The organism is Paracoccus sp. (in: a-proteobacteria), from assembly GCF_032007265.1.
Taxonomy (GTDB): domain Bacteria; phylum Pseudomonadota; class Alphaproteobacteria; order Rhodobacterales; family Rhodobacteraceae; genus Paracoccus.
The window spans coordinates 1-22,790 of the sequence record NZ_DALZMB010000005.1; the positions used below are offsets into that span (position 1 = coordinate 1).

The window sequence follows — 22,790 nt, forward strand, 5'->3', positions numbered from 1 at the left end:
GGATCGCGTGACAATTTCTTTGCATTGGGTGGCCATTCGCTTTTGGCAATTCAGCTGCATCGGACGTTGCGAGATCAGCTGGGGCTGGCGAGACTGGGCGTAACGGATATTTTCCGCTTCCCGGTGCTAGAGGCCTTTCAGCGTCATGTCAGCGGACTTGCACCCGCACAATCGCCCGTCATCAAGGTCGAGACACCGGCTGCTGCCCCCAAGGTCGCACCTAGTGTCGCGCCTGCTGTCGCAGCTGAACCGGTCGTTGCTGCGGTCGTGCGACCGACGCCGCCCGTGTCGGAAGGACTTGGTGATGTCATGGCGCAGCGTCGCGCGATGCGCCAGCGCCTACGCCAAGGACAATAGGGCCATCTAAATGATAAAAAACGCCGCGATTTGCGGCGTTTTTTATTGATCGGGTGAGTGGCTGATCGTCAAGAAATGAAAAGCCGCGCCAGTTTATGTGCGGAAACCTCGATATCGTGGCGCTCGGTCACCCTTTGGCGGGCATCAAGTCCCATTTGCCTGAGCGCCTCGATCGGGGCTGCGGCCGCGTCCAGCATGGCCTGGGACAGCGCATCGATATCGCCGGATGGAATCAACCATCCCTCTTGGCCGGGGCGGACCAGTTCGGGGACACCGGCGATATAGGTGGCGATACAGGGGCGCGCCGAGGCCATGGCCTCCATGATCACGACGGGCAAGCCTTCGGCGAAACTGGGAACGACCAGCAGATGCGAATCCCCCAGCGCGCGCCGCACGCCATCCTCGGCCTGCCAGCCAAGCAGTTCGACCGCATGAGTGATGCCTTCTTTCTGAAGCATCTGCTCGATCTGAGGGCGCAACGGGCCGTCACCAACCAGCGAAAGGTGCAATTTCGGGTTTTGGCGATAGGCCTGAGCAAAGCCCTGTATCAACAGGCCAAAACCCTTTTGTTCGGCAAAGCGCCCGATTGCGACCATGCGCAGCGTGTCATTTGCCGGCATCGCCACCGGCTCGGGCCAGTTGCCCATCTCGATCCCGCAGTGAACGACTTTGACCTTTGGCCAAGCCTCAGCCTCGGTCCAGCGATAGAGTTGCGAGCGGCCAAAGCTGCTGATCGCAGCGCAGAAGTGCGAATCGTGGACCTTGCCCCCCAGATCCAGCGCCTGAGGACTGTCGAATTCCTCGGGGCCATGCACCGTAAAGCTATAGCGCGGGCCGCCCAGCAGATAGGAATAAGCGGCAACGCGGGCCGAATTGGTGCCGAAATGGGCGTGGATATGGCTTAGACCAAGCTCTTTGGCACGGATCGCGACGCTGGCCCCTTCGATCAAATAAATCAGCTGGCGGGGAAAAGATGATTCGCCCGCACGGGAGCGCCGCCAGGCCAGGCGCACTGACCGTAACATCGCGCCGGGGCGTTGCAGGGTCTGGCGCAAAAGCCGCCCAGCCAGTTTGACTGGGCCTGCCTCTAGAATTCGTTCGGTTTTTTCGTGCTCAGCCAGATCCGCAGGGTCATGCAGCGCCTCGAGTTCGCCGCGCATCGCAAAGCGATGGACGAAAAACCCGAAGCGTTCGACAGCGGCGATTTCGCGTCGTATGAAACTATGTGAGGGTCGCGGATAGGTGTTGACGAGATATCCAATTCGCGGCAACTTCATGTCTAATTCTACTTCTGCGTGCTTTATTTAATATCAGGCAAAGAGTTGCCTAACTTTTTACTATTCTGGGCGATTTTGAGCCTGAAGCAAATGCTGGATCGAAGATTGCTTTGCGTTGGGGCAGAAATCTGAGAAGTTTACTTTAAGGTTCATGTTTGGACACTGCGGGCATAGCCCCAATAGCAGTTGAATATGAATAATTACTTGATGGAGCGGGAAACTGTTTGGAATCCTTGGCATATCAGCGGCTTTTGCAGGCTTGCTATCATGGGCTGCAACCTCGGCGTTTGACTGGCCAGTTTTAGGTGGTTTGGCGCTTTATGCAGTTTCGGGCAGTGGGATTGCACTGCTTTTGGCATGGCGCCGCTTCCAGCAGCAAGAACGCGAGGAAGAACTTGACCGCTGGAATGAGGCAGGCGTGAAGCAGGCAGCTTCGGTGGGAGTAATGCAGCGCGCTCAGTAACCTGTGCCGCGCAGCACGACCCGAAATGTCTGGGCGATGATTTTCGAATCGCTCAGAAAGCCAAGATTCATGGCGTAAGTAGCGTCGAAAGTGGCGCGGGCTGCAAAGCTGCTGTCATTGCGGTCCGAGATTTGCCACAGGCCGGTGACGCCCGGACGCAGGTGGTAGTAGTCGGCGCCAGGATAGAGCTGCGCCTGATCCAGCAGCATGGGGCGCGGCCCGACGATGCTCATGTCACCCTTGAGGACGTTGAAAAGCTGCAGCAGCTCATCCAGCGATGATTTGCGCAAGAAACGCCCGAATTTGGTAATCCGCGGGTCTTTCTTCAGCTTTTGAGTCAAATCCCACTCTGCACGGGCGATGGGGTCGGTGCTCAGATATTCCTCAAGCTTGCTGTCGGCATTGTGAACCATCGTGCGCAACTTCCACAAACGAAAGCTGCGACCCGAACGGCCAACGCGCAATTGGGAATAAAAAGGCGATCCGCCATCCATCGCGATGAATGCCGAAAGAATCAAAATCAAGGGGATTGCGATCGGAAGAACGCAAATCACCATCAAAATATCAAGGGGACGTTTGAAAAAACGAGCGTAGAGGGAACCGATTCCAGTGGGAAGGACCCTGCTATCCTGGGTTGAAGAGATGATACCGCAATCAACGTGATTCGGTTCATCGGCAGCAATATTAACCTGATGCTTCATCGTTACGCTCACAACACAATGTACTCGCTCATTATATCGAAGCATTTGCATAAAACTAGAGCTAACTCGGGGGCTAACTAAAAGAATAGGTTTGTTTGTTATCAATGGTTTATGAGGTGAAAAACCACAGATTTGCGACCGGAACGGGTTAGCCTAGGGCCTTTGAATAAAAAGCTTGGCAGTCAAGGAATGGTTAACCCTGGGTAAAGAGATTTCAAAACAACCTAGAGAAGAATCGCCCGGAGAAACATTTGCATTTTCTCAACGTATGCGCGGCGGCCATTCGCCAAAGATCGGCAATGCCCCTAATGGCGCCACCAGGGGGAATGCCAATCATCACCCTTAGGGTGTTGCAGTTTCTTATTGCGGTTTATTGCCCGGCTGGACCTAAGGCGCTGCAATAGGAACGCCGCTTTAGCGTCCCCGCGCCCAATCATGGCGGTTTTTGCCAATCCGCACGGCGATGGCCACGCTGGCATAGGTCAGAAAACCCAATGGATCGCGTGCCGCAAGCTGAAGGATATTGCGGCCCTGAGGCGGGGCATGTCCTTGATTTGACATTAATTCTGGGTACTTCTGCGCGATCTCGGTGACGCCATTGTCTTGACGTCTGCGCACGCGAACCAATCGGGAAAACCCTTGGGCAATTGGCCATTGATAGCTGCGATCGACCAAATGGCGCTCGCTCTCGGAGAAGTGAAGCCGAACAAAAGTGTCGTCGGAAATGATGCCCGGAAATTGTCCCCAACGCTTTCGACCGGCCTCATTGACCGCAAAAAGCCCCGCGCCCGTTACGCCTTGGGTGACGAAAGGCAGGGTCTGCCAAAACCGGGCATAGGCGCGCGAAATCGCGCTGGTGCTGGGGGCCACCACCAGCTTTCCACCCGCATAGCGTGCATCGTCCGTGTCCAAGGTCTGGGCAATGCCTGCCAGCAAGCCCGCACCCATGCGAATATCCGCATCAAGATAGATCCTTGGCCCCGGTCCGGCGATCGCGTCGGCGTGGTTCAATGCGCCGGGCTTGCCGCCTTCGGGGATCTCGATCACCGTCAGCTTCCAGTTTTTCTGGGCAAAGCGTGGCGCCATGGCTTGGGCGCGCTTGGCGGTGTCATCCGAGCAGCCATTGGCTGCAACGATCACCTCGACCTGACCTTGAAAGTCCTGAGCAAGAACCGTTTGCAGGCAATCGGCAATATATCCGCCTTCATTATGGGCGGGGATGATGATCTGAATGCGGTGCAGGGTCATTGTAATGGGGTGTATTCCAAGCAGCGGACGCGTATGCGACGGTGACGAGCAGGCACAACGCCCGTTCAGGTGTTAGGTTTCATGCGGATGTGAGCTTTGCCAAGTTACGGCCAGGCCCAGCATGCGGGCCACGAATCATCCTCCTATTGCACCAATGCTTTTCCTTGCCGCGACAAATTGGCCACGCTTTTTTGTCAAAGATACAAGCGGTCACAGTCATTTTAACATGGGCGCAACACCTGCAGCTTTATCGCTTATCCTTTGCTAAGCTCCTATTAATTCTATTGGTGTTTTCGGTTATGGCTTTTTCTGGGGCGACGATATCATGCTGATGATTACAGTATCATCGGTGAAGATTTGATTTATCAAGGGATCAATCTATTGACAGCAAACGCAGAAACGGGAACGGGAGAAGCGCCGTCGCATTCCGCGTTTGGCCCTGTCAGTGATAAGTCGGTTGTTTCCGTGTGGCGAAAATTGTTTCCCTTTCTAGGGCCGGTTGAAAAGCCCTCACCCGAGGCTGAGCGTTGGCGTCTGATCGCCCTGCTGCGCACCCGCGTGGTACGCGAAATGCGAGAGCGTGGTTGGACCCGTCTGGGGATCCTGCCCCTGACCCCCGGCGCGGGGGGAACCACCGTCGCGCTTGAGTTGACCCATGTGATTTTACGCCAGCCCGGCGTCAAGGTCAGCTTGATTGATTTGAATTTTTCGCGGCCCGATATTGCGCAGCAATTGCAGATCCCCGGCTGCGGCTCGATTTCGCAGGTGCTTTTTTCCGGGGGCGAAATCGCAGATCTTGCGGTTTGCCTGCCTGATTTTCCGGATCTGCTTGTGCTGGCCCCTGCCGCGCCCGAAGCCTTGGCGGCCGAACTGCTGCAAAGCCCTCAGCTTGCGGCGGGCCTAGAGCAGATCCAAAAAAATCAATCAAGCGATTACGCTATCTTTGATCTGGCCCCGCTTTCGGAAAGCGATATTGGCCTTTCGGCTTTGCCCCTGGTCGATGCCGTGCTGGTGGTCGCTGACGGCAGCCTGGGTCGGGTGGGCGATATGAAACTGGCACAAAGATATCTGGCAGATGACATTCCTTTGCTGGGCGTCGTTTTGAACAAAGCCGAGAAATAGGGCATCGCCATGGGACCGATACAATCGATTGACGATGTCATCTCGATGCTGCGGCGGCGCTTGCCGCTGGTGCTGACATTGATGGCTTTGGGGATTTTGGTCGCGCTGTATTTGGTCGTGACCTCGCCTCGGGTCTATGAGGCCGCAGCGGTTATTCAGATCGAGGCGCCGGCTATTGTCGACCCGGCCAGCGAAACCGGCCTGCCGATTGCGCGCCGCGTGCAGCTGATCGAACAGCGTATCATGGTGCGATCGAACCTGATCGCGGTGATCGAACGGCACAATCTTTATTCCGATCTGCCGTTAAGCATGAACGAAAAGGTGGCGCTGCTGCGTCAGACCTCGCGGTTGGAAAGTGTCGCGGCACCGGGGCAGGGCACGGGCACGGCCTCGCTGGCTGCAATCATCATTACCGCTCAGGGCGGCACGGCGCAGCAGGCGGCGGATATTACCAACGACTTTGCCGACAGCGTGATTAACCGCGACGAGGAAAACCGCCGCTCACGCATTCAGGAAACCCACCAATTCCTGCTTGGCGAGGAAAGCCGCCTGCAGATCGAGCTGGAAGCGCATGACCGCAAGGTTGCGGAATTCAACTCGAAACATGAAGATTCGCTGCCCTCGGCGCAGGAATATCTGCAAAGCGAATTGACCCAGCTTGCGGCTGAGGATGCGACACTTGATCGTGACATCATGGCCCTCGAGCGCGAGCGGCTGGCGCTGCAGGCTGGCGACAGCCCGACCGCATCCGAGGGGCGCTCGGCGGCATCGTTGGTCCAGCAGCTGCGCGCCGCCGAGGTTGAACTGTCGCAGGCCAAACGCACGCTTGCCCCAGATCACCCGGAAATTGCCCGTCTGGAAGCAAATATCAAACGTCTGACACAGGGCGGATTAAGCGATACCTCGCGCGTGGTGATGGAGCAGGTCGAGCTGATCGATTCCCAGCTTCGCCAGCTGCGTGGACAGAAAGAAGCTGTGAACAGCCGCCAAAAGGCCATTGAAAAGGCCCGGGCAGAAACCGCAGAAGTTGTGCGCGAATTCGAGGCATTGTCGCGCGAGCAGCAACGCTACCGCGACCGCTATAACGAAATCTCGCGTCGCCTTGCCGAAGTCGAGACCTTGCAATCCTTGCAGGCCAGCAACCAGACCGAGCGTTTTGTCGTGCTAGAGCGCGCGGTGCCCCCGGAATATCCCGCGCTGTCAGGTCGCAAGAAAAGCGCGGTTCTGGGCGTGTTTTCTGCCATTTTCGCCTCGGTCGGGCTGGCCTTTCTGCTGGAATTAAAAAATCCGGTTTTGCGTAATTCCGGCCAGTTTCAGCGCGCAACAGGTATCTTGCCAGTCGTGGCTTTGCCCTATGTGCCCAATGATGAAGATCTTGATGCCGCGTGGCGGCGCAAGATCTATATCTGCCTGATCTTGTTCTGGAGCTTTGTCGCTGCCGTTTGGCTACTTGGGTTTTTGCCCGGTGTGCCGTCGCCGGGTGTCGTTGGTCCGATGGGATCTGGTTAAGAAATGCATCAGCAAGAGGCCAAACCGGATAGTGGGCAAGGCGAGATTGCCACGACGGTTGCACAGCAGGGGCGCGCAGGCGGGGGACTTGCCTCACGCGCGCTAAGCGGCTCGATCCTGTCGATGATCGGCTTTGGTGGCGGCCAGATTATGCGTCTGGCGTCGAACCTGATCCTGACGCGCATTCTTAGCCCCGATGACTTTGGGCTGATGACGCTGGTGACGGGCTTTCTGATCGGGCTGACGATGTTCAGCGACATGGGGCTTGGCCCCTCGATCCAGCAAAGCAAACGCGGTGATGATCCGGCGTTTCTGGACACTGCCTGGACGCTGAAAATCATCCGCGGTGGCATTTTGCTGGCGGTCTCGACGCTGATCGCCTGGCCGCTTGCCGTGTTCTATAACGCGCCGCAATTCGCACAGGTCTTTCCCGTTGCCGCGATTTCGTTACTGATCGCGGGGTTCAATCCGACGCGGATCGACACGGCCGCGCGCCATATGTTCCTGGGCCGCCTGACCGCCATCGAACTGTCCGCCCAAGCCATCAATATCGGCATTGTGGTGCTTTCGGCCTATTTGTTGCAATCGGTCTGGGCTTTGGTCATTGGCAATATCGCCGGGGCGGCGGTCATGCTGGTGCTGACCTGGCTGTTTTTGCCGGGTCATGTCGACCGCTTCCGCCTAGAGCCCAGCTCACGCGCCGAGTTGGTCCATTTCGGTAAATGGATCTTTCTTAGCACGATCTGTGGTTTTTTGCTGTTTCAGGGCGATCGACTGATCTTGGGCCGTGTTCTGACGCTCGAACAGCTGGGCATTTATAACATTGGCCAGTTTCTTGGGACTGTGCCGATGATGCTGGGTGGGGCAATCTGCGGCAGGCTGTTCATTCCAATGTACCGCCAGCATCCACCGGGTGAATCGGCGGCCAATGCCCATATTTTGTCGCGCGCGCGTGCTGGCGTCTCGGTCTTGCTGATTTTTGGCGTGGCGCTTTTGGTGACGATCGGACCGCATCTGGTGGGCCTGTTATATGATGCGCGCTATTATCAAGCGGGCAGCCTTTTGGTCGTGATCGCGCTCTTGCAGCTGCCGCAGATCATGACGATGAGCTATGATTACTCGGCGCTTGCCGCAGGGGATACGCGCGGCGTTTTTGTCATGCAGGCATGCCGGGCAACGGTTTACGTGCTGCTGGTGGCTTTGGGTGCCTGGTATGCGGGGCTAAAGGGCGTGTTCATCGGTCAGGCCCTGGCCTATTTGCTGAACTATCCCGTCGTGATGCGGCTGGCGCGGCGTCATAACGCCTGGGATCCACGCCATGACCTGATCTCGGTCATCTTGATGATCACTTTGGTCTTTATCGGCTTTTGGCTTTACGGAGCCGAGATTGCTGCGGCGCTGGCGTAACCCAAGCGCCGCAGCCATTGGCCCTTAGAACGGGCTTTCAGGGAAGTAGAATTTCTGCGCGTTTTCCGGCGTGATCAGCTGCGAGCCGATGATGAAGCGTCCGGTCACCGGCGCATCCGAGACAAAGTTCAGAGCCGTCATCTCGATTGCCGAAGAAATCAGCGCAGGCGGATAGGTGACATCAACCGGCAGCTGCGGGTCTTTGTCCATGACGCGCTTGACGATTTCCTTCATGCCAGCGCCGCCAATCACCCACATTTCCTTTTCGCGCTTGGCGGCCGAGATTGCCTCCAGTACGCCCAAAGCCATGTCGTCATCTGCGGCCCAAACAGCGTCGATCTGCGGGAATTTCGTCAGATAATCCTGCATGACCTTAAAGGCATCGTCGCGGTTCCAGTTGCCATGCTGCTTGTCCAGCACTTCGATCTGCGAGCCATCCAATGCTTTTTCAAAGGCGTCCACACGCTCGTTGTCCAGCGTGGTGGGGATGCCGCGCAAGATCACGATCTTTGCGCCGGGCTTGAGGTTCGCCTTGAAATATTCACCAGCAACGCGCCCGAAAGCCGAGTTGTCGCCCGCGACGTAAAGGTCCTCGATGCCCTCTTCGGACAGGCCGCGGTCAACCACGGTGACCCATTTCCCGGCCTCTTTCACCGATTTCACCGGTGCGGTCAGCGGCTCGGATTCGAAGGGCAGCACCACCAGGCCGTCGATGTTGCGGGTCGCCATCATATCTTCGATGTCATTGACCTGTTTGCTGGCATCGGGCGCCGTGGCCAGAACGAATTCGATGTTCGGATAGGTCGTGCCCAGGCGCTTGATGGTTTCCTGCGCATGCCAGTTCAGCCCACCCATGAAGCCATGCGTGGCCGAAGGGATCGAAACGCCGATCACCTTTTTCTCGGCATCTTGCGCCATGATCGCGCCGCCCGAGACACCCATCATCAGCGCCGCGACCAGCGGCAGTTTTAGCATATTTCTACGAAGCATGGTTTTTTCCTCCCCTATTCACCGCTCGTCGGCGGTGGGTTTTTCCCGCTGCAAGACAACAGCAAGCACGATAATGACGCCCTGAATCGCCCCATTCAGGTAGGGGCTGACCAGCGATGTCAAATTCAGAATATTGTCGATCAGGCTTAGGATCAGCACGCCAACAACGGTGCCCCAAACCCGGCCTCGACCGCCTTTTAGCGACGTGCCCCCGATGATGACGGCAGCGATGGCCTCTAGCTCCCAGCCGATCCCGGTCGAACCCGAGGCCGAGCCAAGGCGCGGCACATAGATGATGACGGCCAGCCCGACCAAGCCCCCCAGCAAGACATAGCTAAGCAGCTTCACGCGGTTCACATCAACCGCAGAATAGCGCGCGACCCGGTCATTCGAGCCGATCGCCTCGATATAGCGGCCAAAGCGTGTGTGGCGCATGACCAATTCGCCCAGAACAGCCACCACCGCGAAGGTGATGATCGGCCAGGTGATCCAGCCAATGCCTGAATAATAGACCGGACGATAAAGGGTGCGCATATCCGAGGCGAGGCTCAGTGTGCCGCCATCGCCCAGCCAGGTCACCAGGCTGCGGAAAATCCCCATCGTGCCCAAGGTGACGATGAAGGGTTCGATCCGGGCCTTTGTGACAAGCGAGCCGTTGATCATACCTGCCAGCAGGCCGCCGACCAGCGCGACGCCCATGCCGAGCAAGATCGTGCCCCAGTTCACGCCGGTCAGCGGCGCAAGGGCGTTCATGGCGATGATTGCGACCCCTGCCAGAAAGGCAGCCATCGAGCCGACCGAAAGATCAAGGCCCCCCGATGTGATCACAAAGGTCATGCCCACCGCGATCAGCCCGATAAAGGCCGAGCGCGCAAGCACGTTGGTGATATTTGCCGGCGCCAGAAACGATGGGTTCAGGAACCATCCCAGCAAAACCAGCAGAATCAATGCGACCAAGGGGCCGAGGACGTGAAAGTTGATACGCTTCATGGGGTAACTGCCTCGACTGGTGCTTCTGCGCCAACGCCCATGGCGAGACGCACGATATTGTCTTCGGTAATCTCGTTGCCAGAGACCTCGCCTGCGATGCGCCCTTGACGCATGACCAGGACGCGATCCGCCAGGCCCATGACCTCGGTCAGTTCCGAGGAAATGACGATGATGCTGCGACCTTCGGCCGCCAGCTTGCGGATAAAGGCATAGATCTGGCTTTTCGTGCCGACATCAATGCCACGGGTCGGCTCATCAATGATGATGATCTGGGGGTCGGTCAGCATGGTTTTTGCCAACAACAGCTTTTGCTGATTACCACCCGACAGATTGCCGGCCATAATCTCGCGCGAGGGGGCGCGAATATCGAATTCCTTGATCGCATTCTCTAGGGCGCGGGCTTCGGCCGTTTTGTCGATCCGAATGCGTCCAAATTTCTCTAATGCGGCCAAGGTCAGGTTAGAGGTCAGGCCCTTTTGCAGCAACAGCCCGGCCTCTTTGCGGTCCTCGGTCAGATAGGCCAGCCCTGCATCGGCGGCCTGACGGGGGTCGCGAATGGTGAGGTCCTGACCGTTGCATTTGACCTTGGCCGTGGCGGGGCGCAGCCCGACCAACCCTTCGGCGAGTTCGGTCCGGCCTGCACCAACCAGCCCGGCAATGCCCAGAACCTCGCCGCGACGCAGTTGGAAGTTCACATCATGGACCCGCCCGGGCACGGTCAGGGATGATACCTCAAGCACGGTATCCCCCAGCGCGGTGGCTTTGGGCGGAAAGAAATCCGTCAGCTCGCGCCCGACCATCGCGGTTGCCATGTTATCTTCGGTCATCTCGCCGCGTACGCCACGATGAACGACCGAGCCGTCGCGCAAAACCGTGATGCGGTCGGCCAGATGCACCACCTCGTCCAGACGATGCGAGCAGAACATGATGGCCACACCATCCGCGCGCAGCCGGTCAATCTGATCGTAAAGCGCGCCCACTTCGCGATGCGTCAGCACCGCCGAGGGTTCGTCCATGATCAGCACCCGCGCATCGCGTGACAGCGCCTTGGCGATTTCGACCATCTGCCGATCAGGCACGGACAGATCCCTGATCTGCGCATCCGGCGAGATCTTGGTCTGAAGCCTTTCAAGCAAAGCAGCGGTCTGCTCGCGCATGGCGTTATGATCCAGTCGCCAACCGCCAATTTCGCGGCCCAAAAAGACGTTTGCCGCGACGCTTAGATCCGGCGCCAGGTTGAATTCCTGATGGATGACGATGATGCCCGCGGCCTCGGCCTGGGGGCCAGAGCGATAGGGCGCCGCTTGTCCGTTGAGCAGCACCTGGCCCGTGGTCGGAGCCAGAAAACCGCCCAGGATTTTCATGATCGTCGATTTTCCTGCGCCGTTTTCACCGATCAGCGCGTGAACCTCGCCGGCATGAAGGGCCATATCAACGCCGTGCAAAACCTCGATCGGGCCAAAGCTGCGCGTGACCCGGTCCAGTGCTAAAACTGCTGTCATATACGCACCCATTGCCCGTTGGCGGCCGAGCTTTCCTGCGCGGCGGCGATAAAGCGCATCCCCGATAGCCCGGCTGCGATGCCGGGGACGCGGTCCAGATGAGTCAGATCGCCCTGAATGATATCGGCAATATCTGAATAAAGGTTCGCAAAGCCCTCTAGGTATCCCTCGGGGTGACCGGGGGGCGTGCGAGAAGAGCCTGATCGATCTTGTGCGCGCGTCAGAATGCGCGGAGGCTGACCTTTGGGCACATGGATCAACCGCTCGGGGGTTTCTTGCGCCCAATGCAGCGCCCCGTCAGAGCCGTAAACGTCCAATGTCAGGCCGTTTTCATGGCCGACGGCAACTTGACTGGCCCAAATCCCGCCCTTGGCGCCGCTGGCATAACGCAGCGACACGCGGGCATCGTCGTCTATCTGGCGATTGGGTACCATCGCGGAAATATCGGCCGAGATTTCCTCAGGGGTCTGACCCGTCACGAATTGCGCCAATTGCCAGGCATGGGTGCCGATGTCGCCAAGCGCACCCGCGCCCGCACGTTTGGGATCGACACGCCATTCGGCCTGTTTCGAGTGGATCTCATCTGCCAGCCAGCCTTGCAGATAATTGGCCTGAACCATGCGCAATTGGCCGATCGCACCCTCGGCGATCAGGGCGCGTGCCTCTCGGATCAGGGGCAGGGCTGAATAGTTATGGGTCAGGAAAAAGCGCGCGGATGAGCTGGCGGCAGCATCGGCCATGGCCTGAGCCTCGGCGCCTGTTGCCGCAAGTGGCTTGTCGCAGATGACATGGATCCCAGCTTGCAGAAAGGCAATCGCGGGGGCGGCATGCAAATGGTTGGGGGTGACGATGGAAACGGCACGAATCCCGTCGGCGCGGCCTGCTTCGGCGCGGGCCATTTCGGCATAATCCGAATAGCTGCGCGGAATATTCAGCGCCTCGGCCGAGGATTTCGCCCGCTCTGGATCAGAGGAAAGCGCCCCTGCGACCAGATCAAAGCGCCCGTCCAGCCGTGCTGCAATCCGGTGAACGCCGCCGATAAAGGCGCCCGCACCGCCGCCAACCATGCCCAATGGGATGCGCGCGTTCATAGTCCAAGCGCCTTGTTGACTGCGCTTTGATCGATGGCGCCTGCGGCGAAATCGTCAAAAGCATGCGGGGTGACGCGGATCAGGTGATCGCGCACAAAGGCCGCACCCTCGCGGGCTCCGTCCTCGGGGTGTTTAAGGGCGCATTCCCATTCAACGACAGCCCAGCCTTCATAGTCATATTGGGCGAGCTTCGAGAAAATGCTTTTGAAATCGACCTGCCCGTCGCCAGTGCTGCGGAAGCGGCCTGCACGGTTTACCCAGGATTGAAAGCCGCCATAGACGCCCTGTCGCCCGGTCGGGTTGAACTCTGCATCCTTGACGTGGAACATCTTGATCCGCTCGTGATAGATGTCGATGTGCTGCAGATAATCCAGCTGCTGCAGCAGGTAATGCGACGGATCATATAGCATATTCGCCCGCGGGTGATTGCCGACGCGGTCAAGGAACATCTCGAATGTGACGCCGTCATGCAGATCCTCGCCGGGGTGGATCTCAAAGCAGATGTCGATGCCATGCTCATCCGCAAGATCAAGCAAGGGCAGCCAGCGTGCGGCCAGCGTATCAAAGGCGGTCTCTACCAAGCCCGGCGCGCGTTGGGGCCAAGGGTAAAGATAGGGCCATGCCAGCGCACCCGAAAAGGTGGCCATCGCCTTCAGGCCAAGTGCCGCACTGGCGCGGATGGTCTTGGCGACCTGATCGACCGCCCATTCCTGACGCGCTTTGGGATTGCCATGCAGCGCAGCCGGGGCAAAAGCATCGAAAGGCGCATCATAGGCCGGATGAACGGCGACCAATTGGCCCTGCAGATGGCAGGCCAGCTCGGTCACTTCGATGCCATTGTCGCGCGCCTGTCCCAGATAAGCATCGCGCCAGGCCGCAGAGCTGACAGCCAAGTCCAGATCAAAGATCCGATTGTCGTTGGACGGCACCTGAACGCCACGATAGCCCAGGCTCGAAGCCCAGGTCGTAATCGCACCCCAGTCGTTGAATGGTGGCTGATCTGCTGCAAATTGCGCCAGAAACAGTCCCGGTCCGCGCATGGTTTTCATCGTGGCTCCTCCTCACTTGCAGAAGTCTTGCCCTGTTCTGCAATCGATTGCAATAATCTTGTGGAACCGCAGGCAGAAGCTTAGGGTCCGCCGCTATGAATGATCACGCTCATAACCAAAATCCGGTCAAAATTTCTGATGTCGCTCGTCTGGCGGGGGTCTCTGCCGCGACTGTCAGCCGGGTTCTGTCGCGCCCCAATATGGTGGCCGAGGCCACGCGAGAGGCGGTCTTGCAGGCGGTTCAGGAAAGCGGATACCGGATGAACCATGCCGCCCGGAACCTGCGCAAGCAGCGGACAGGCGCCGTCGTTGCCTTGGTTCCAAATCTTGGAAATCCGTTTTTTGCCAAGATTTTAGCGGGGTTAGGGCGCAGTCTGGAAGAGGCGGGCTATGACCTGCTGGTGGGCGATACATTGGCCCAAGGGGGGCGCAGGCGGTCCTTGCAGCGCTTTTTGGATCCATCACGCGCCGATGGAATCGTGCTTTGCGACGGGCTGGTTGCGCGGGACGAACTGTTGCCGGGACGTGGAGTTCCGCCGGTGGTAATGGCCTGTGAATGGCGTGATGACCTGGATCTGCCCTATGTGGCGCTGGATAATGCGACCGGCACCGAATTGGCCGCCCGGCATCTGGTCGCGTTGGGGCATCGCCGATTCGCATGTATTGGCGGGCCGCCCGAAAATATTCTGCATCGGACCCGTATTGAAGGGGTGGAGCGAGTTCTGGGGGCACAGGGGTTTCGCGTCTTTCCCGGAGATTTCTCGCTTGATGCGGGCAAACGTGCGGCAGGGGCATGGCTGGCGCTTGATCCGGCCGAACGACCCACCGGTGTGATTTCCTTTTCTGATGAAATGGCCTTTGCCTTTGTGGCGGAATTGCAAAGGCACGGGATCGAGGTTCCGCGCGATCTGTCAGTGGTCGGCTTTGACGATATTGAACTGGGCGCGCATCTGACGCCCGCCCTGACCACCGTTCGCCAGCCCAAGCGCGATATTGGGCGACTTGCAGCGGAAACCATGCTGGCGGTGATCGAAGGATCAAAGGTGGCTTCGCGTCTTTTGATCCCGCCCAAGCTGATGGTTCGGCAATCCACCGGGCCCGCGCCTGACTAGGGAAATTACCCATTCATCATATTAATGCGCGTAGCAGTGGGCGCGTTTTTTGAAAATCCCAAAGAAATTGGGTATTTTTTTGATGAAGAAAAGTTTTGACGGATAATTAATCATATAATACGCCTTGAGTCGGGGCCGGGAGGAACGTGGCCCACAGGGAGAGAACATCATGAAGCATTTTCTTGCGGCGACCACGGCGGTCGCCTGTCTCACCATGGCTGCTCCGGTTCTTGCCGCGGGGATGGAGGGCAAAGTTGTTGGCTTTTCCCAGATCGGCTCGGAATCGGGCTGGCGCGCGGCCGAAACCACTTTGACCCAGACGCAGGCCAAAGAGCGCGGCATCGATCTGAAATTTGCTGATGCGCAGCAAAAACAGGAAAACCAGATCAAGGCGGTGCGCGGCTTCATCGCTCAGGGCGTTGATGCGATCTTGATCGCGCCGGTCGTGGCGACGGGCTGGGACGATGTCTTGACCGAAGCCAAAGATGCCGAAATTCCGGTCGTTTTGCTGGATCGCCAGATCGAAGCCCCCGAGGATCTGTATCTGACGGCAGTGACCTCGGATCAGGTCCATGAGGGCAAGGTCGCAGGGGAATGGCTGGTCAAGGATGTGGGCGACAAAGCCTGCAAAGTTGTCGAATTGCAGGGCACCACGGGTTCTTCGCCGGCAATCAACCGCAAAAAAGGCTTTGAAGAGGCTTTGGCGGGGCACGACAACATCACCATCGCCCGCTCTCAGACCGGGGATTTCACCCGCACCAAGGGCAAGGAAGTGATGGAAAGCTTCATCAAAGCCGAAAACGGTGGCAAGGATATTTGTGCGGTCTATGCCCATAACGACGATATGGCGGTTGGGGCGATCCAGGCCATCAAGGAAGCGGGGCTGAAACCCGGAACCGATATCAAGATCGTCTCGATCGATGCCGTGCCAGATATTTTCCTGGCGATGGCTGATGGAGAGGCAAATGCCACGGTCGAACTGACGCCCGATATGGCCGGTCCCGCCTTTGACGCTTTGGCGGCCTATTTGAATGATGGGACTGCCCCCGCAAAGTGGATCCAGACGGAATCAAAACTTTACACCCAAGCCGATGATCCCAAGGCCGTTTACGAGGCCAAAAAAGGCCTTGGATATTGATGAGCTGACTGAAGGGCGGGGCTGAAAGGCCTCGCCCATTTTGCAAGAGGCGGGGCAGATGGTTCACACGGGCATGCTTCTTGAAGCGCGCGCAATCGATAAATCCTTTTTCGGTGTCAAGGTTCTGGACGGCGTTGATTTCAGCCTGCGTGCTGGCGAGATCCATGCGCTTTTAGGTGAAAACGGCGCTGGAAAATCCACATTGGTCAAGATTTTGACAGGCGCGTATCGTCGGGATCACGGTGAGATGGTCCTTGCCGGGCAATCGGTCGAGCCGCGTTCGGTTGCCGAGGCGCAGGCTTTGGGGATTGGCACGGTCTATCAAGAGGTCAATTTGCTGGACAATTTGACCGTGGCCGAGAACCTGTACCTAGGGCGGCAGCCGCGTCGCTTCGGGCTGATCGATGCCGGGCGGATGCGCAAGGATGCGGCACGGCTTTTGCAGGGATATGGGCTAGAAGTTGATCCGGGCGAGACGCTTGGACATTACTCGGTCGCCATACGCCAAATCATCGCCATTGCCCGCGCGGTCGATCTTTCGGGCAAGGTTTTGTTTCTGGATGAGCCAACGGCCAGCCTGGATGCCCGCGAAGTCGAGGCGATTTTCGCAGTCCTGCGCCGCCTGCGGGATCAGGGTTTGGGGATCGTGATCATCACGCATTTTCTTGACCAGGTTTATTCTTTGGCAGATCGCGTGACGGTTTTGCGCAATGGTCGCATGGTCGGCAGTCGTGACATCTCGGACCTGCCGCGACGGGATCTGGTCAGCTTGATGCTGGGCCATGATCTGGCCGAGGCGACCCATGCGCGGCCTCGTCCCAGCGTGGATGGGGCGACCGCGGCCTTTAGCTTTCGTGACTTTGGCAAACGCGGCATGATCGCGCCTTTCGATCTGGCGATTCACCCGGGTGAGGTGGTGGGGATTGCGGGCCTTTTGGGCTCGGGTCGAACCGAGACCGCCTGTCTGATGTTTGGCATCGAGCGCCCTGACAGTGGCGAGATGCGCATCGATGGCCAGGCGGTCCAGTTGAAATCCCCCGAGGATGCGATTGCACATGGCATTGGACTATGTCCCGAAGAGCGTAAAAGCGACGGGATCGTTGCCGATCTATCGGTGCGTGAAAACATCGTTTTAGCCTTGCAAGCGCGGCGGGGCTGGTCGCGGCCGATCCCTCGCGCCGAGGCCGAGGCGATTGCCCTGCGCTATATCAAGGCGTTGGACATCCGGCCCCCCGATCCCAATCGCCCGATCAAATTCCTGTCGGGCGGAAATCAGCAAAAGGCGATCTTGGCGCGTTGGCTGGCCACAGACCCGCGCCTGCTGATTTTGGACGAGCCTACGCGAGGGATCGATATCGGGGCGCATGCCGAGATCATTGCACTGATCCAGCGCCTTTGCGCGGATGGGATGGCCTTGGTGGTCATTTCCTCTGAGGTCGAAGAGCTGGTTGCCTATGCCTCGCGCGTCATCGTCCTGTCCGATCGTCGCCACATCCAAGAGCTGACCGGGGCCGAGGTCAATGCCGGGGCGATCATGAATGCCATGGCCTTGGCCGGAGATGCCGCATGAGTGCAATTGGCTTGAAACTGCGCCGTCTGGCACCACAGCTGGTGGCGCTGGGCGTGGTGCTGGCGCTGACCGCGATGGTCGCGCCGGGATTTTTCTCGCTTTCGGTGCAAAATGGCCGCCTTTACGGCAGCTTGATCGATGTCGGGGTACGTGTGGCGCCGGTGGCCTTGCTGGCGATTGGCATGACCTTGGTGATTGCGACCAAGGGCATTGATCTGTCGGTGGGGGCCGTGATCGCGATTTCAGGCGCGATTGCCGCCAGCCTTGTGGCGCAGGGGCAGCCCTTGATCGTGGTGGTGGTCGTGGCTTTGGCTGTGGGCTTGATCTGCGGTATCTGGAACGGGGTTCTGGTCGCTTTTCTGGACATTCAGCCGATCATTGCCACGCTGATCCTGATGGTGGCGGGGCGCGGGATCGCCCAGCTGATCACCAATGGCGTTATTTTGACATTCAATGACGCCTCATTCGCCTTTATCGGCTCGGGTGCGGTTTTGGGCATTCCGATGCCGATTGTGATCTGGGTCGCGATGGGGCTTGCGGTCGGGCTTTTGGTGCGACGCACAGCCCTTGGCCTGCTGATCGAGGCGGTGGGGATCAACAGGCGGGCCTCGATGCTGGTGGGGGTCAGGGCGCGGTTTTTGATCATGACGGCCTATGCGATCTCGGGGCTTTGTGCGGCCATCGCCGGGATGATCGTCACCGCCGATATCCGCGGAGCCGATGCCAATAATGCTGGCCTGTGGCTAGAGCTGGATGCGATTTTGGCCGTGGTGATCGGGGGGACATCGCTTTCGGGCGGCCGTTTCTCGATCACGGCATCGCTGATCGGGGCTTTGATCATTCAGGCCCTGAATACCGGCATTTTGATGTCGGGGCTGCCGCCTGAATTCAACCTGATCGTCAAAGCCGTGGTGATCGTGGTCATTTTGACGCTGCAATCGCCCGCCGTCCGGCTAGAGGCCTCTTTTCTGAAAAGCCTGCGCAGACATGGCAAATCCGAGGTGAAATCGTGATCCGCACCCGTAACCTGCCTTTCGTCGCGACGGTGGTGATCTTCATTCTGGCCTATGCGCTATGCGTGGCGCAGTTCCCCAATATGCTGTCCTGGCGCGTGGCGGGTAATCTTCTGACCGATAACGCTTTTCTTGGGATTGCCGCGGTTGGCATGACCTTTGTGATCATCTCGGGCGGCATTGATCTGTCGGTAGGGGCGGTGATCGCATTTACCTCGGTCTTTGTCGCGGTTCTGGTTCAGGCGGGGTTGCATCCGGCGCTGGCCTTTGGCTTGGCGCTGGTGGTGTCAACGGCCTTTGGCGCGGTCATGGGGCTGACGATTGATGTGCTGAAAATGCCTGCTTTTGTCGTGACGCTTGCGGGGATGTTTCTGGCCCGAGGGGCCGCCTTTCTGATCTCGACCCAGTCCGTACCGATCAGCCATCCGTTTTTGCGCAGCCTCAAAAGCATTGCCATTTCATTGCCGGAAAAAGGAAAACTCAGCTTTCTGGCGATCCTGATGCTGCTGGTTTTTGCGGCGGGCGTGATTATCGCTCATCGCACGCGCTTTGGTGCCAATGTCTATGCGATGGGCGGCTCGGCCCAGTCATCGGAGTTGATGGGCGTGCCTTTGCGGCGAACCACCGTCCAGCTTTACGCGCTGTCGGGCTTTCTGGCGGGGCTTTCGGGGCTGGCCTATACGCTTTATACCTCGGCCGGTTATTCGCTGGCGACGGTGGGTGTCGAGTTGGACGCCATCGCCGCTGTAGTGGTCGGGGGCACCTTGTTGACAGGCGGCGCCGGGCTGGTTTTAGGGACGTTATTCGGTGTGCTGATTCAAGGCTTGATCCAGACCTATATCGTTTTCGACGGCAGTTTGTCGTCTTGGTGGACCAAGATCGTCGTGGGCTTGCTGCTGTTTGCCTTTATCGTGTTGCAGCGCGTTATTCTGGTGGTCAGCGCCTATCGCGCCAAGCGCCGCACGGCGCAGGTCGCGGGATGACCATATTGAACCGTACCTTGTTCGACGCGGCCCCTGCCTCAAGCCATGCACGTGTCGTCGATGCTTTGGGCCGTGCGATCGTCGCAGGTGAAATGGCCGTGGATGAGGTTCTGCCGGGCGATCCCATGCTGAGTGCGCGCTTTGAGGTGTCGCGCACGGTCCTGCGCGAAGCGATGAAGACATTGGCCGCCAAGGGTCTTATTCGCGCCAAATCGCGCGTCGGCACCCAAGTTAATCCGCGCGAGATGTGGAATTTCGTTGATCGCGATGTGATCACCTGGCGCATGCAAACCGGCATGGATGCGGAATTCGTGCGCCAGCTCGCCGAGATGCGGCTGGCCCTTGAGCCGGCAACCGCAGCCCTGGCCGCGCGCCACGCCACGCCCGATGAAATCATTCGCCTTTACAATATCGCGGCGCGTATGGGTGATCCCTGTCACAGCCGCGAAAGCTTTGCCAAGGTTGATCTGGAGTTTCACCTTGCGATCGCGGTGATGTCGCGCAACCCCTTTATCCGCTCGGTCTCGACCCTGGTCGAAGCTGCGCTGGCCGTCAGTTTCCAGCTGTCTTCACCAGCGCTTAGCCCCGAGGGGATCGCGCAAAGCGCTGCCTTGCACCTGCGCATTGCCCGGGCAATTGCCGATCATGATGCGGAAACGGCGGCGGCCTCGATGCGAGTCGTCATTGATGAAGGGGTCGAGCGGGCCTTCGAGGCGCTAGAGCCCGAAAGGGCCGGAACCTCTGCCTAGATTATCCCCGGCAGTCTGGAAAATTTTACCAAATCCAAGGTATATTGCGACTATTTGGTGATTTCCCTCTATCCCCTTGCGTCGTTTTTCGGCATGGCTGACCTGTATTTTGGGGCCCTCGTGTAGATTTGTCCGAGGGTGGCAGGAGAAGGATCACCATGACCGACGACAATACTCCGCATAAGTCGCGCATCACCAAAGAAGAGGCGCTGGCCTATCACATGGAGCCGCGACCGGGGAAATTTGATGTCGTCGCATCGACACCGATGGCGACGCAGCGTGATTTGTCGTTGGCTTATTCGCCCGGTGTGGCTGTCCCGGTCGAGGCAATCGCCGCCAATCCCGAGCTGGCATATGACTATACGGTCAAAGGCAATATGGTTGCCGTTGTCTCAAACGGGACCTCGATTCTGGGTCTGGGCAATCTTGGTGCGCTGGCCTCGAAGCCGGTCATGGAGGGCAAGGCGGTTCTGTTTAAACGCTTCGCCGATGTGAATGCCATCGACATCGAGCTGGATACCGAAGACCCCGAGGAAATCATCAAGGCCGTCAAGCTGATGTCGCCGACCTTTGGCGGGATCAACCTTGAAGACATCAAGGCGCCCGAATGTTTCATCATCGAGCAACGCCTTAAGGAAATCTGCGACATTCCGGTTTTCCATGACGATCAGCACGGCACGGCCGTCATCTGCGCGGCAGGTTTGATCAACGCGCTAGAGCTGTCGGGCAAGAAGATCGAGGATGTGAAGATCGTCCTGAACGGGGCGGGTGCAGCCGGGATCGCCTGCCTAGAGCTGGTCAAGGCCATGGGCGCACAGCAAAATAACTGCATCATGTGCGACACCAAAGGCGTGATCTATCAAGGCCGCACCGAGGGCATGAACCAGTGGAAGTCGGCCCATGCCGCTGTCACCGAGGCCCGTACCCTCGAAGAGGCGATGCGTGGGGCAGATGTGTTCCTGGGGGTTTCTGCCAAGGGTGCGGTGACGCAGGATATGGTCAAATCCATGGCCGATAATCCTGTGATTTTCGCAATGGCGAACCCCGATCCGGAAATCACCCCCGAGGATGCCCATGCGGTCCGCCCCGATGCGATCGTGGCAACCGGGCGCTCGGACTATCCCAATCAGGTCAACAACGTCCTTGGTTTCCCTTATCTTTTCCGCGGTGCGCTGGATATTCATGCCCGCGCGATCAATGATGAGATGAAAATCGCCTGCGCCCGTGCTCTGGCCGAGCTTGCGCGCGAGGATGTGCCAGATGAGGTGGCCGTGGCCTATGGCCGCAAGCTGCAATTTGGCCGCGACTATATCATCCCGACGCCCTTCGATCCGCGTCTGATCCATGTCATTCCTCCTGCGGTTGCGCAGGCGGGCATGGAAACCGGCGTCGCCCGCCGCCCGATCATCGACATGGAGCGCTATGTCCAAACGCTGAAGGCCCGTATGGACCCGACGGCTGCGGTCTTGCAGGGCATTCATGCGCGCGCGCGTCAGGCGCAGGCGCGGATGATCTTTGCCGAGGGTGACGATCTGCGGGTTTTGCGCGCGGCCGTGGCTTGGCAGCGTGGCGGCATGGGGCAATCCATCGTCGTTGGTCGCGATGCCGATGTCCGGGAAAAGCTAGAGACGGTGGGTCTGGGCGATGCCGCGCGCGAATTGACCGTGGTGAATGCCTCGAATTCGCGCCATCTTGATCAGTATCACGACACGCTTTACGCCCGCCTGCAGCGCAAAGGCTTTGACCGGGAAGACACCAACAAGCTGGCCAATCGTGACCGTCATGTCTTTGCCTCGCTGATGCTTGCGCATGGGCATGGTGATGGTCTGGTGACGGGTGCGACGCGCAAAAACGCGCATGTTCTGGCACAGATCCGCAAGGTCTTTGACGTCAATCCCGAGGATGGCGCGGTCGGGATCACCGCTGTTTTGCACAATGGCCGTATCATCTTGATGGGCGATACGCTGGTGCATGAATGGCCCGAGGCCGAGGATCTGGCCGATATTGCGACCCGCGGCGCCCATGTGGCACGCGGTCTGGGGCTGGATCCGCGCGTGGCCTTTTTGTCCTTCTCGAACTTTGGCTATCCGATCAGCGAGCGTGCCGTGAAAATGGCCAAGGCGACCGAGGTTCTGGACACGCGCAAGGTTGATTTCGAATATGAAGGCGAAATGACGGTCGATGTCGCGCTGAACATGAATCAGGCCGCGAAATATCCGTTCTCGCGGCTGTCTGGCCCGGCTAACGTTCTGGTGGTGCCCGCGCGCCACTCGGCCTCGATCTCGGTCAAGCTGCTGCAAGAGATGGCAGGGGCAACCGTCGTTGGACCGATCCTGACGGGCGTGCCAGAGCCGATCCAGATTTGCTCGACCTCGTCGACGGTGAATGACATTTTGAACATGGCCGCGATTGCGGCGGGCCGTCTGGGACAGGTCCGCTAACGCCAGGCGCGTCGCCCATTCCGAAATGGACAAAAGGCAGCCCAAGGGCTGCCTTTTTCATGAACAAGACGCGAAATC

The 22,790-nt window shown here is 58.6% G+C and carries 19 protein-coding genes; 11 read left to right on the forward strand and 8 right to left on the reverse strand.

Annotated features, from left to right (window positions below; genetic code table 11):
* Window positions 1-357: phosphopantetheine-binding protein (locus RTS12_RS02145; RefSeq protein WP_312525033.1), on the forward strand; the 357-nt coding region annotated here is incomplete at its 5' end.
* Between the two features lie 68 nt (window positions 358-425).
* Here the strand turns inward: RTS12_RS02145 and RTS12_RS02150 are convergent.
* The 3 genes from RTS12_RS02150 to RTS12_RS02160 all read right to left on the reverse strand — a co-directional run bounded on the left by RTS12_RS02150 (window position 426) and on the right by RTS12_RS02160 (window position 4,046).
* On the reverse strand, window positions 426-1,634 hold the full coding sequence (locus tag RTS12_RS02150; RefSeq protein ID WP_312525035.1) for a glycosyltransferase: 1,209 nt from the start codon (window positions 1,632-1,634) through the stop codon (window positions 426-428).
* Window positions 1,635-2,090: 456 nt separating this feature from the next.
* The gene (locus RTS12_RS02155; protein WP_312525037.1) at window positions 2,091-2,849 is read right to left on the reverse strand and encodes a sugar transferase; all 759 of its coding nucleotides are present in this window, start codon (window positions 2,847-2,849) and stop codon (window positions 2,091-2,093) included.
* Between the two features lie 363 nt (window positions 2,850-3,212).
* Window positions 3,213-4,046 (reverse strand): glycosyltransferase, encoded by an 834-nt coding sequence (locus RTS12_RS02160; protein WP_312525039.1) that lies wholly within the window; start codon window positions 4,044-4,046, stop codon window positions 3,213-3,215.
* 465 nt (window positions 4,047-4,511) lie between these two features.
* Here RTS12_RS02160 and RTS12_RS02165 point away from each other — a divergent pair, with 465 nt between their 5' ends.
* From RTS12_RS02165 to RTS12_RS02175, 3 genes are read left to right on the forward strand one after another with little or no spacing between them, the layout of a single operon-like run.
* Entirely contained in the window at window positions 4,512-5,168 is a 657-nt protein-coding gene (locus RTS12_RS02165; protein WP_312525041.1) for a chromosome partitioning protein, read from the forward strand.
* 9 nt (window positions 5,169-5,177) lie between these two features.
* Window positions 5,178-6,677, forward strand: a complete 1,500-nt coding sequence (locus RTS12_RS02170) for a lipopolysaccharide biosynthesis protein (protein ID WP_312525042.1) — start codon at window positions 5,178-5,180, stop codon at window positions 6,675-6,677.
* Window positions 6,678-6,680: 3 nt separating this feature from the next.
* The gene (locus tag RTS12_RS02175) at window positions 6,681-8,084 is read left to right on the forward strand and encodes an oligosaccharide flippase family protein (RefSeq protein ID WP_312525044.1); all 1,404 of its coding nucleotides are present in this window, start codon (window positions 6,681-6,683) and stop codon (window positions 8,082-8,084) included.
* 24 nt (window positions 8,085-8,108) lie between these two features.
* Here the strand turns inward: RTS12_RS02175 and RTS12_RS02180 are convergent, their stop codons facing one another.
* The 5 genes from RTS12_RS02180 to RTS12_RS02200 are packed head-to-tail and all read right to left on the reverse strand — an operon-like array spanning window position 8,109 to window position 13,706.
* The gene (locus tag RTS12_RS02180) at window positions 8,109-9,074 is read right to left on the reverse strand and encodes an ABC transporter substrate-binding protein (protein WP_409455657.1); all 966 of its coding nucleotides are present in this window, start codon (window positions 9,072-9,074) and stop codon (window positions 8,109-8,111) included.
* Window positions 9,075-9,092: 18 nt separating this feature from the next.
* Entirely contained in the window at window positions 9,093-10,064 is a 972-nt protein-coding gene (locus RTS12_RS02185) for an ABC transporter permease (protein WP_312525046.1), read from the reverse strand.
* On the reverse strand, window positions 10,061-11,566 hold the full coding sequence (locus RTS12_RS02190; protein ID WP_312525048.1) for a sugar ABC transporter ATP-binding protein: 1,506 nt from the start codon (window positions 11,564-11,566) through the stop codon (window positions 10,061-10,063). The genes RTS12_RS02185 and RTS12_RS02190 overlap by 4 nt, the downstream gene beginning before the upstream one ends.
* Complete coding sequence (locus tag RTS12_RS02195; protein ID WP_312525050.1) at window positions 11,563-12,657, reverse strand: Gfo/Idh/MocA family oxidoreductase; 1,095 nt, start codon at window positions 12,655-12,657, stop codon at window positions 11,563-11,565. The genes RTS12_RS02190 and RTS12_RS02195 overlap by 4 nt, the downstream gene beginning before the upstream one ends.
* Window positions 12,654-13,706: a sugar phosphate isomerase/epimerase gene (locus tag RTS12_RS02200; RefSeq protein WP_312525052.1), complete on the reverse strand. Its 1,053-nt coding sequence runs from the start codon at window positions 13,704-13,706 to the stop codon at window positions 12,654-12,656. The genes RTS12_RS02195 and RTS12_RS02200 overlap by 4 nt, the downstream gene beginning before the upstream one ends.
* A gap of 95 nt (window positions 13,707-13,801) precedes the next feature.
* Here RTS12_RS02200 and RTS12_RS02205 point away from each other — a divergent pair, with 95 nt between their 5' ends.
* The 7 genes from RTS12_RS02205 to RTS12_RS02235 all read left to right on the forward strand — a co-directional run bounded on the left by RTS12_RS02205 (window position 13,802) and on the right by RTS12_RS02235 (window position 22,712).
* Entirely contained in the window at window positions 13,802-14,818 is a 1,017-nt protein-coding gene (locus tag RTS12_RS02205) for a LacI family DNA-binding transcriptional regulator (protein ID WP_312525054.1), read from the forward strand.
* 169 nt (window positions 14,819-14,987) lie between these two features.
* A complete protein-coding gene (gene ytfQ / locus RTS12_RS02210; protein WP_312525056.1) occupies window positions 14,988-15,956 on the forward strand; it encodes a galactofuranose ABC transporter, galactofuranose-binding protein YtfQ in 969 nt (322 codons plus the stop codon).
* 58 nt (window positions 15,957-16,014) lie between these two features.
* Entirely contained in the window at window positions 16,015-17,526 is a 1,512-nt protein-coding gene (locus RTS12_RS02215) for a sugar ABC transporter ATP-binding protein (protein ID WP_312525058.1), read from the forward strand.
* The gene (locus RTS12_RS02220; RefSeq protein WP_312525060.1) at window positions 17,523-18,539 is read left to right on the forward strand and encodes an ABC transporter permease; all 1,017 of its coding nucleotides are present in this window, start codon (window positions 17,523-17,525) and stop codon (window positions 18,537-18,539) included. The genes RTS12_RS02215 and RTS12_RS02220 overlap by 4 nt, the downstream gene beginning before the upstream one ends.
* Window positions 18,536-19,522, forward strand: a complete 987-nt coding sequence (gene yjfF, locus RTS12_RS02225; protein ID WP_312525062.1) for a galactofuranose ABC transporter, permease protein YjfF — start codon at window positions 18,536-18,538, stop codon at window positions 19,520-19,522. Before RTS12_RS02220 ends, yjfF begins: the two co-directional genes overlap by 4 nt.
* Window positions 19,519-20,271 (forward strand): FadR/GntR family transcriptional regulator, encoded by a 753-nt coding sequence (locus tag RTS12_RS02230; RefSeq protein ID WP_312525064.1) that lies wholly within the window; start codon window positions 19,519-19,521, stop codon window positions 20,269-20,271. The genes yjfF and RTS12_RS02230 overlap by 4 nt, the downstream gene beginning before the upstream one ends.
* Window positions 20,272-20,429: 158 nt before the next feature.
* Window positions 20,430-22,712: an NADP-dependent malic enzyme gene (locus RTS12_RS02235; protein WP_312525066.1), complete on the forward strand. Its 2,283-nt coding sequence runs from the start codon at window positions 20,430-20,432 to the stop codon at window positions 22,710-22,712.
* Window positions 22,713-22,790: the final 78 nt, after the last annotated feature.

Bases quoted from the DNA above. Each gene is read 5' to 3' on its own strand.
- RTS12_RS02200 (WP_312525052.1), bottom strand. From the start codon at position 13,706: ATGAAAACCATGCGCGGACCGGGACTGTTTCTGGCGCAATTTGCAGCA.
- RTS12_RS02190 (WP_312525048.1), bottom strand. From the start codon at position 11,566: ATGACAGCAGTTTTAGCACTGGACCGGGTCACGCGCAGCTTTGGCCCG.
- RTS12_RS02150 (WP_312525035.1), bottom strand. From the start codon at position 1,634: ATGAAGTTGCCGCGAATTGGATATCTCGTCAACACCTATCCGCGACCC.
- RTS12_RS02155 (WP_312525037.1), bottom strand. From the start codon at position 2,849: ATGCAAATGCTTCGATATAATGAGCGAGTACATTGTGTTGTGAGCGTA.
- RTS12_RS02205 (WP_312525054.1), top strand. From the start codon at position 13,802: ATGAATGATCACGCTCATAACCAAAATCCGGTCAAAATTTCTGATGTC.
- ytfQ (WP_312525056.1), top strand. From the start codon at position 14,988: ATGAAGCATTTTCTTGCGGCGACCACGGCGGTCGCCTGTCTCACCATG.
- RTS12_RS02230 (WP_312525064.1), top strand. From the start codon at position 19,519: ATGACCATATTGAACCGTACCTTGTTCGACGCGGCCCCTGCCTCAAGC.
- RTS12_RS02180 (WP_409455657.1), bottom strand. From the start codon at position 9,074: ATGCTTCGTAGAAATATGCTAAAACTGCCGCTGGTCGCGGCGCTGATG.
- RTS12_RS02215 (WP_312525058.1), top strand. From the start codon at position 16,015: ATGGTTCACACGGGCATGCTTCTTGAAGCGCGCGCAATCGATAAATCC.
- RTS12_RS02160 (WP_312525039.1), bottom strand. From the start codon at position 4,046: ATGACCCTGCACCGCATTCAGATCATCATCCCCGCCCATAATGAAGGC.
- RTS12_RS02175 (WP_312525044.1), top strand. From the start codon at position 6,681: ATGCATCAGCAAGAGGCCAAACCGGATAGTGGGCAAGGCGAGATTGCC.
- RTS12_RS02195 (WP_312525050.1), bottom strand. From the start codon at position 12,657: ATGAACGCGCGCATCCCATTGGGCATGGTTGGCGGCGGTGCGGGCGCC.
- RTS12_RS02185 (WP_312525046.1), bottom strand. From the start codon at position 10,064: ATGAAGCGTATCAACTTTCACGTCCTCGGCCCCTTGGTCGCATTGATT.
- RTS12_RS02170 (WP_312525042.1), top strand. From the start codon at position 5,178: ATGGGACCGATACAATCGATTGACGATGTCATCTCGATGCTGCGGCGG.
- RTS12_RS02220 (WP_312525060.1), top strand. From the start codon at position 17,523: ATGAGTGCAATTGGCTTGAAACTGCGCCGTCTGGCACCACAGCTGGTG.
- RTS12_RS02235 (WP_312525066.1), top strand. From the start codon at position 20,430: ATGACCGACGACAATACTCCGCATAAGTCGCGCATCACCAAAGAAGAG.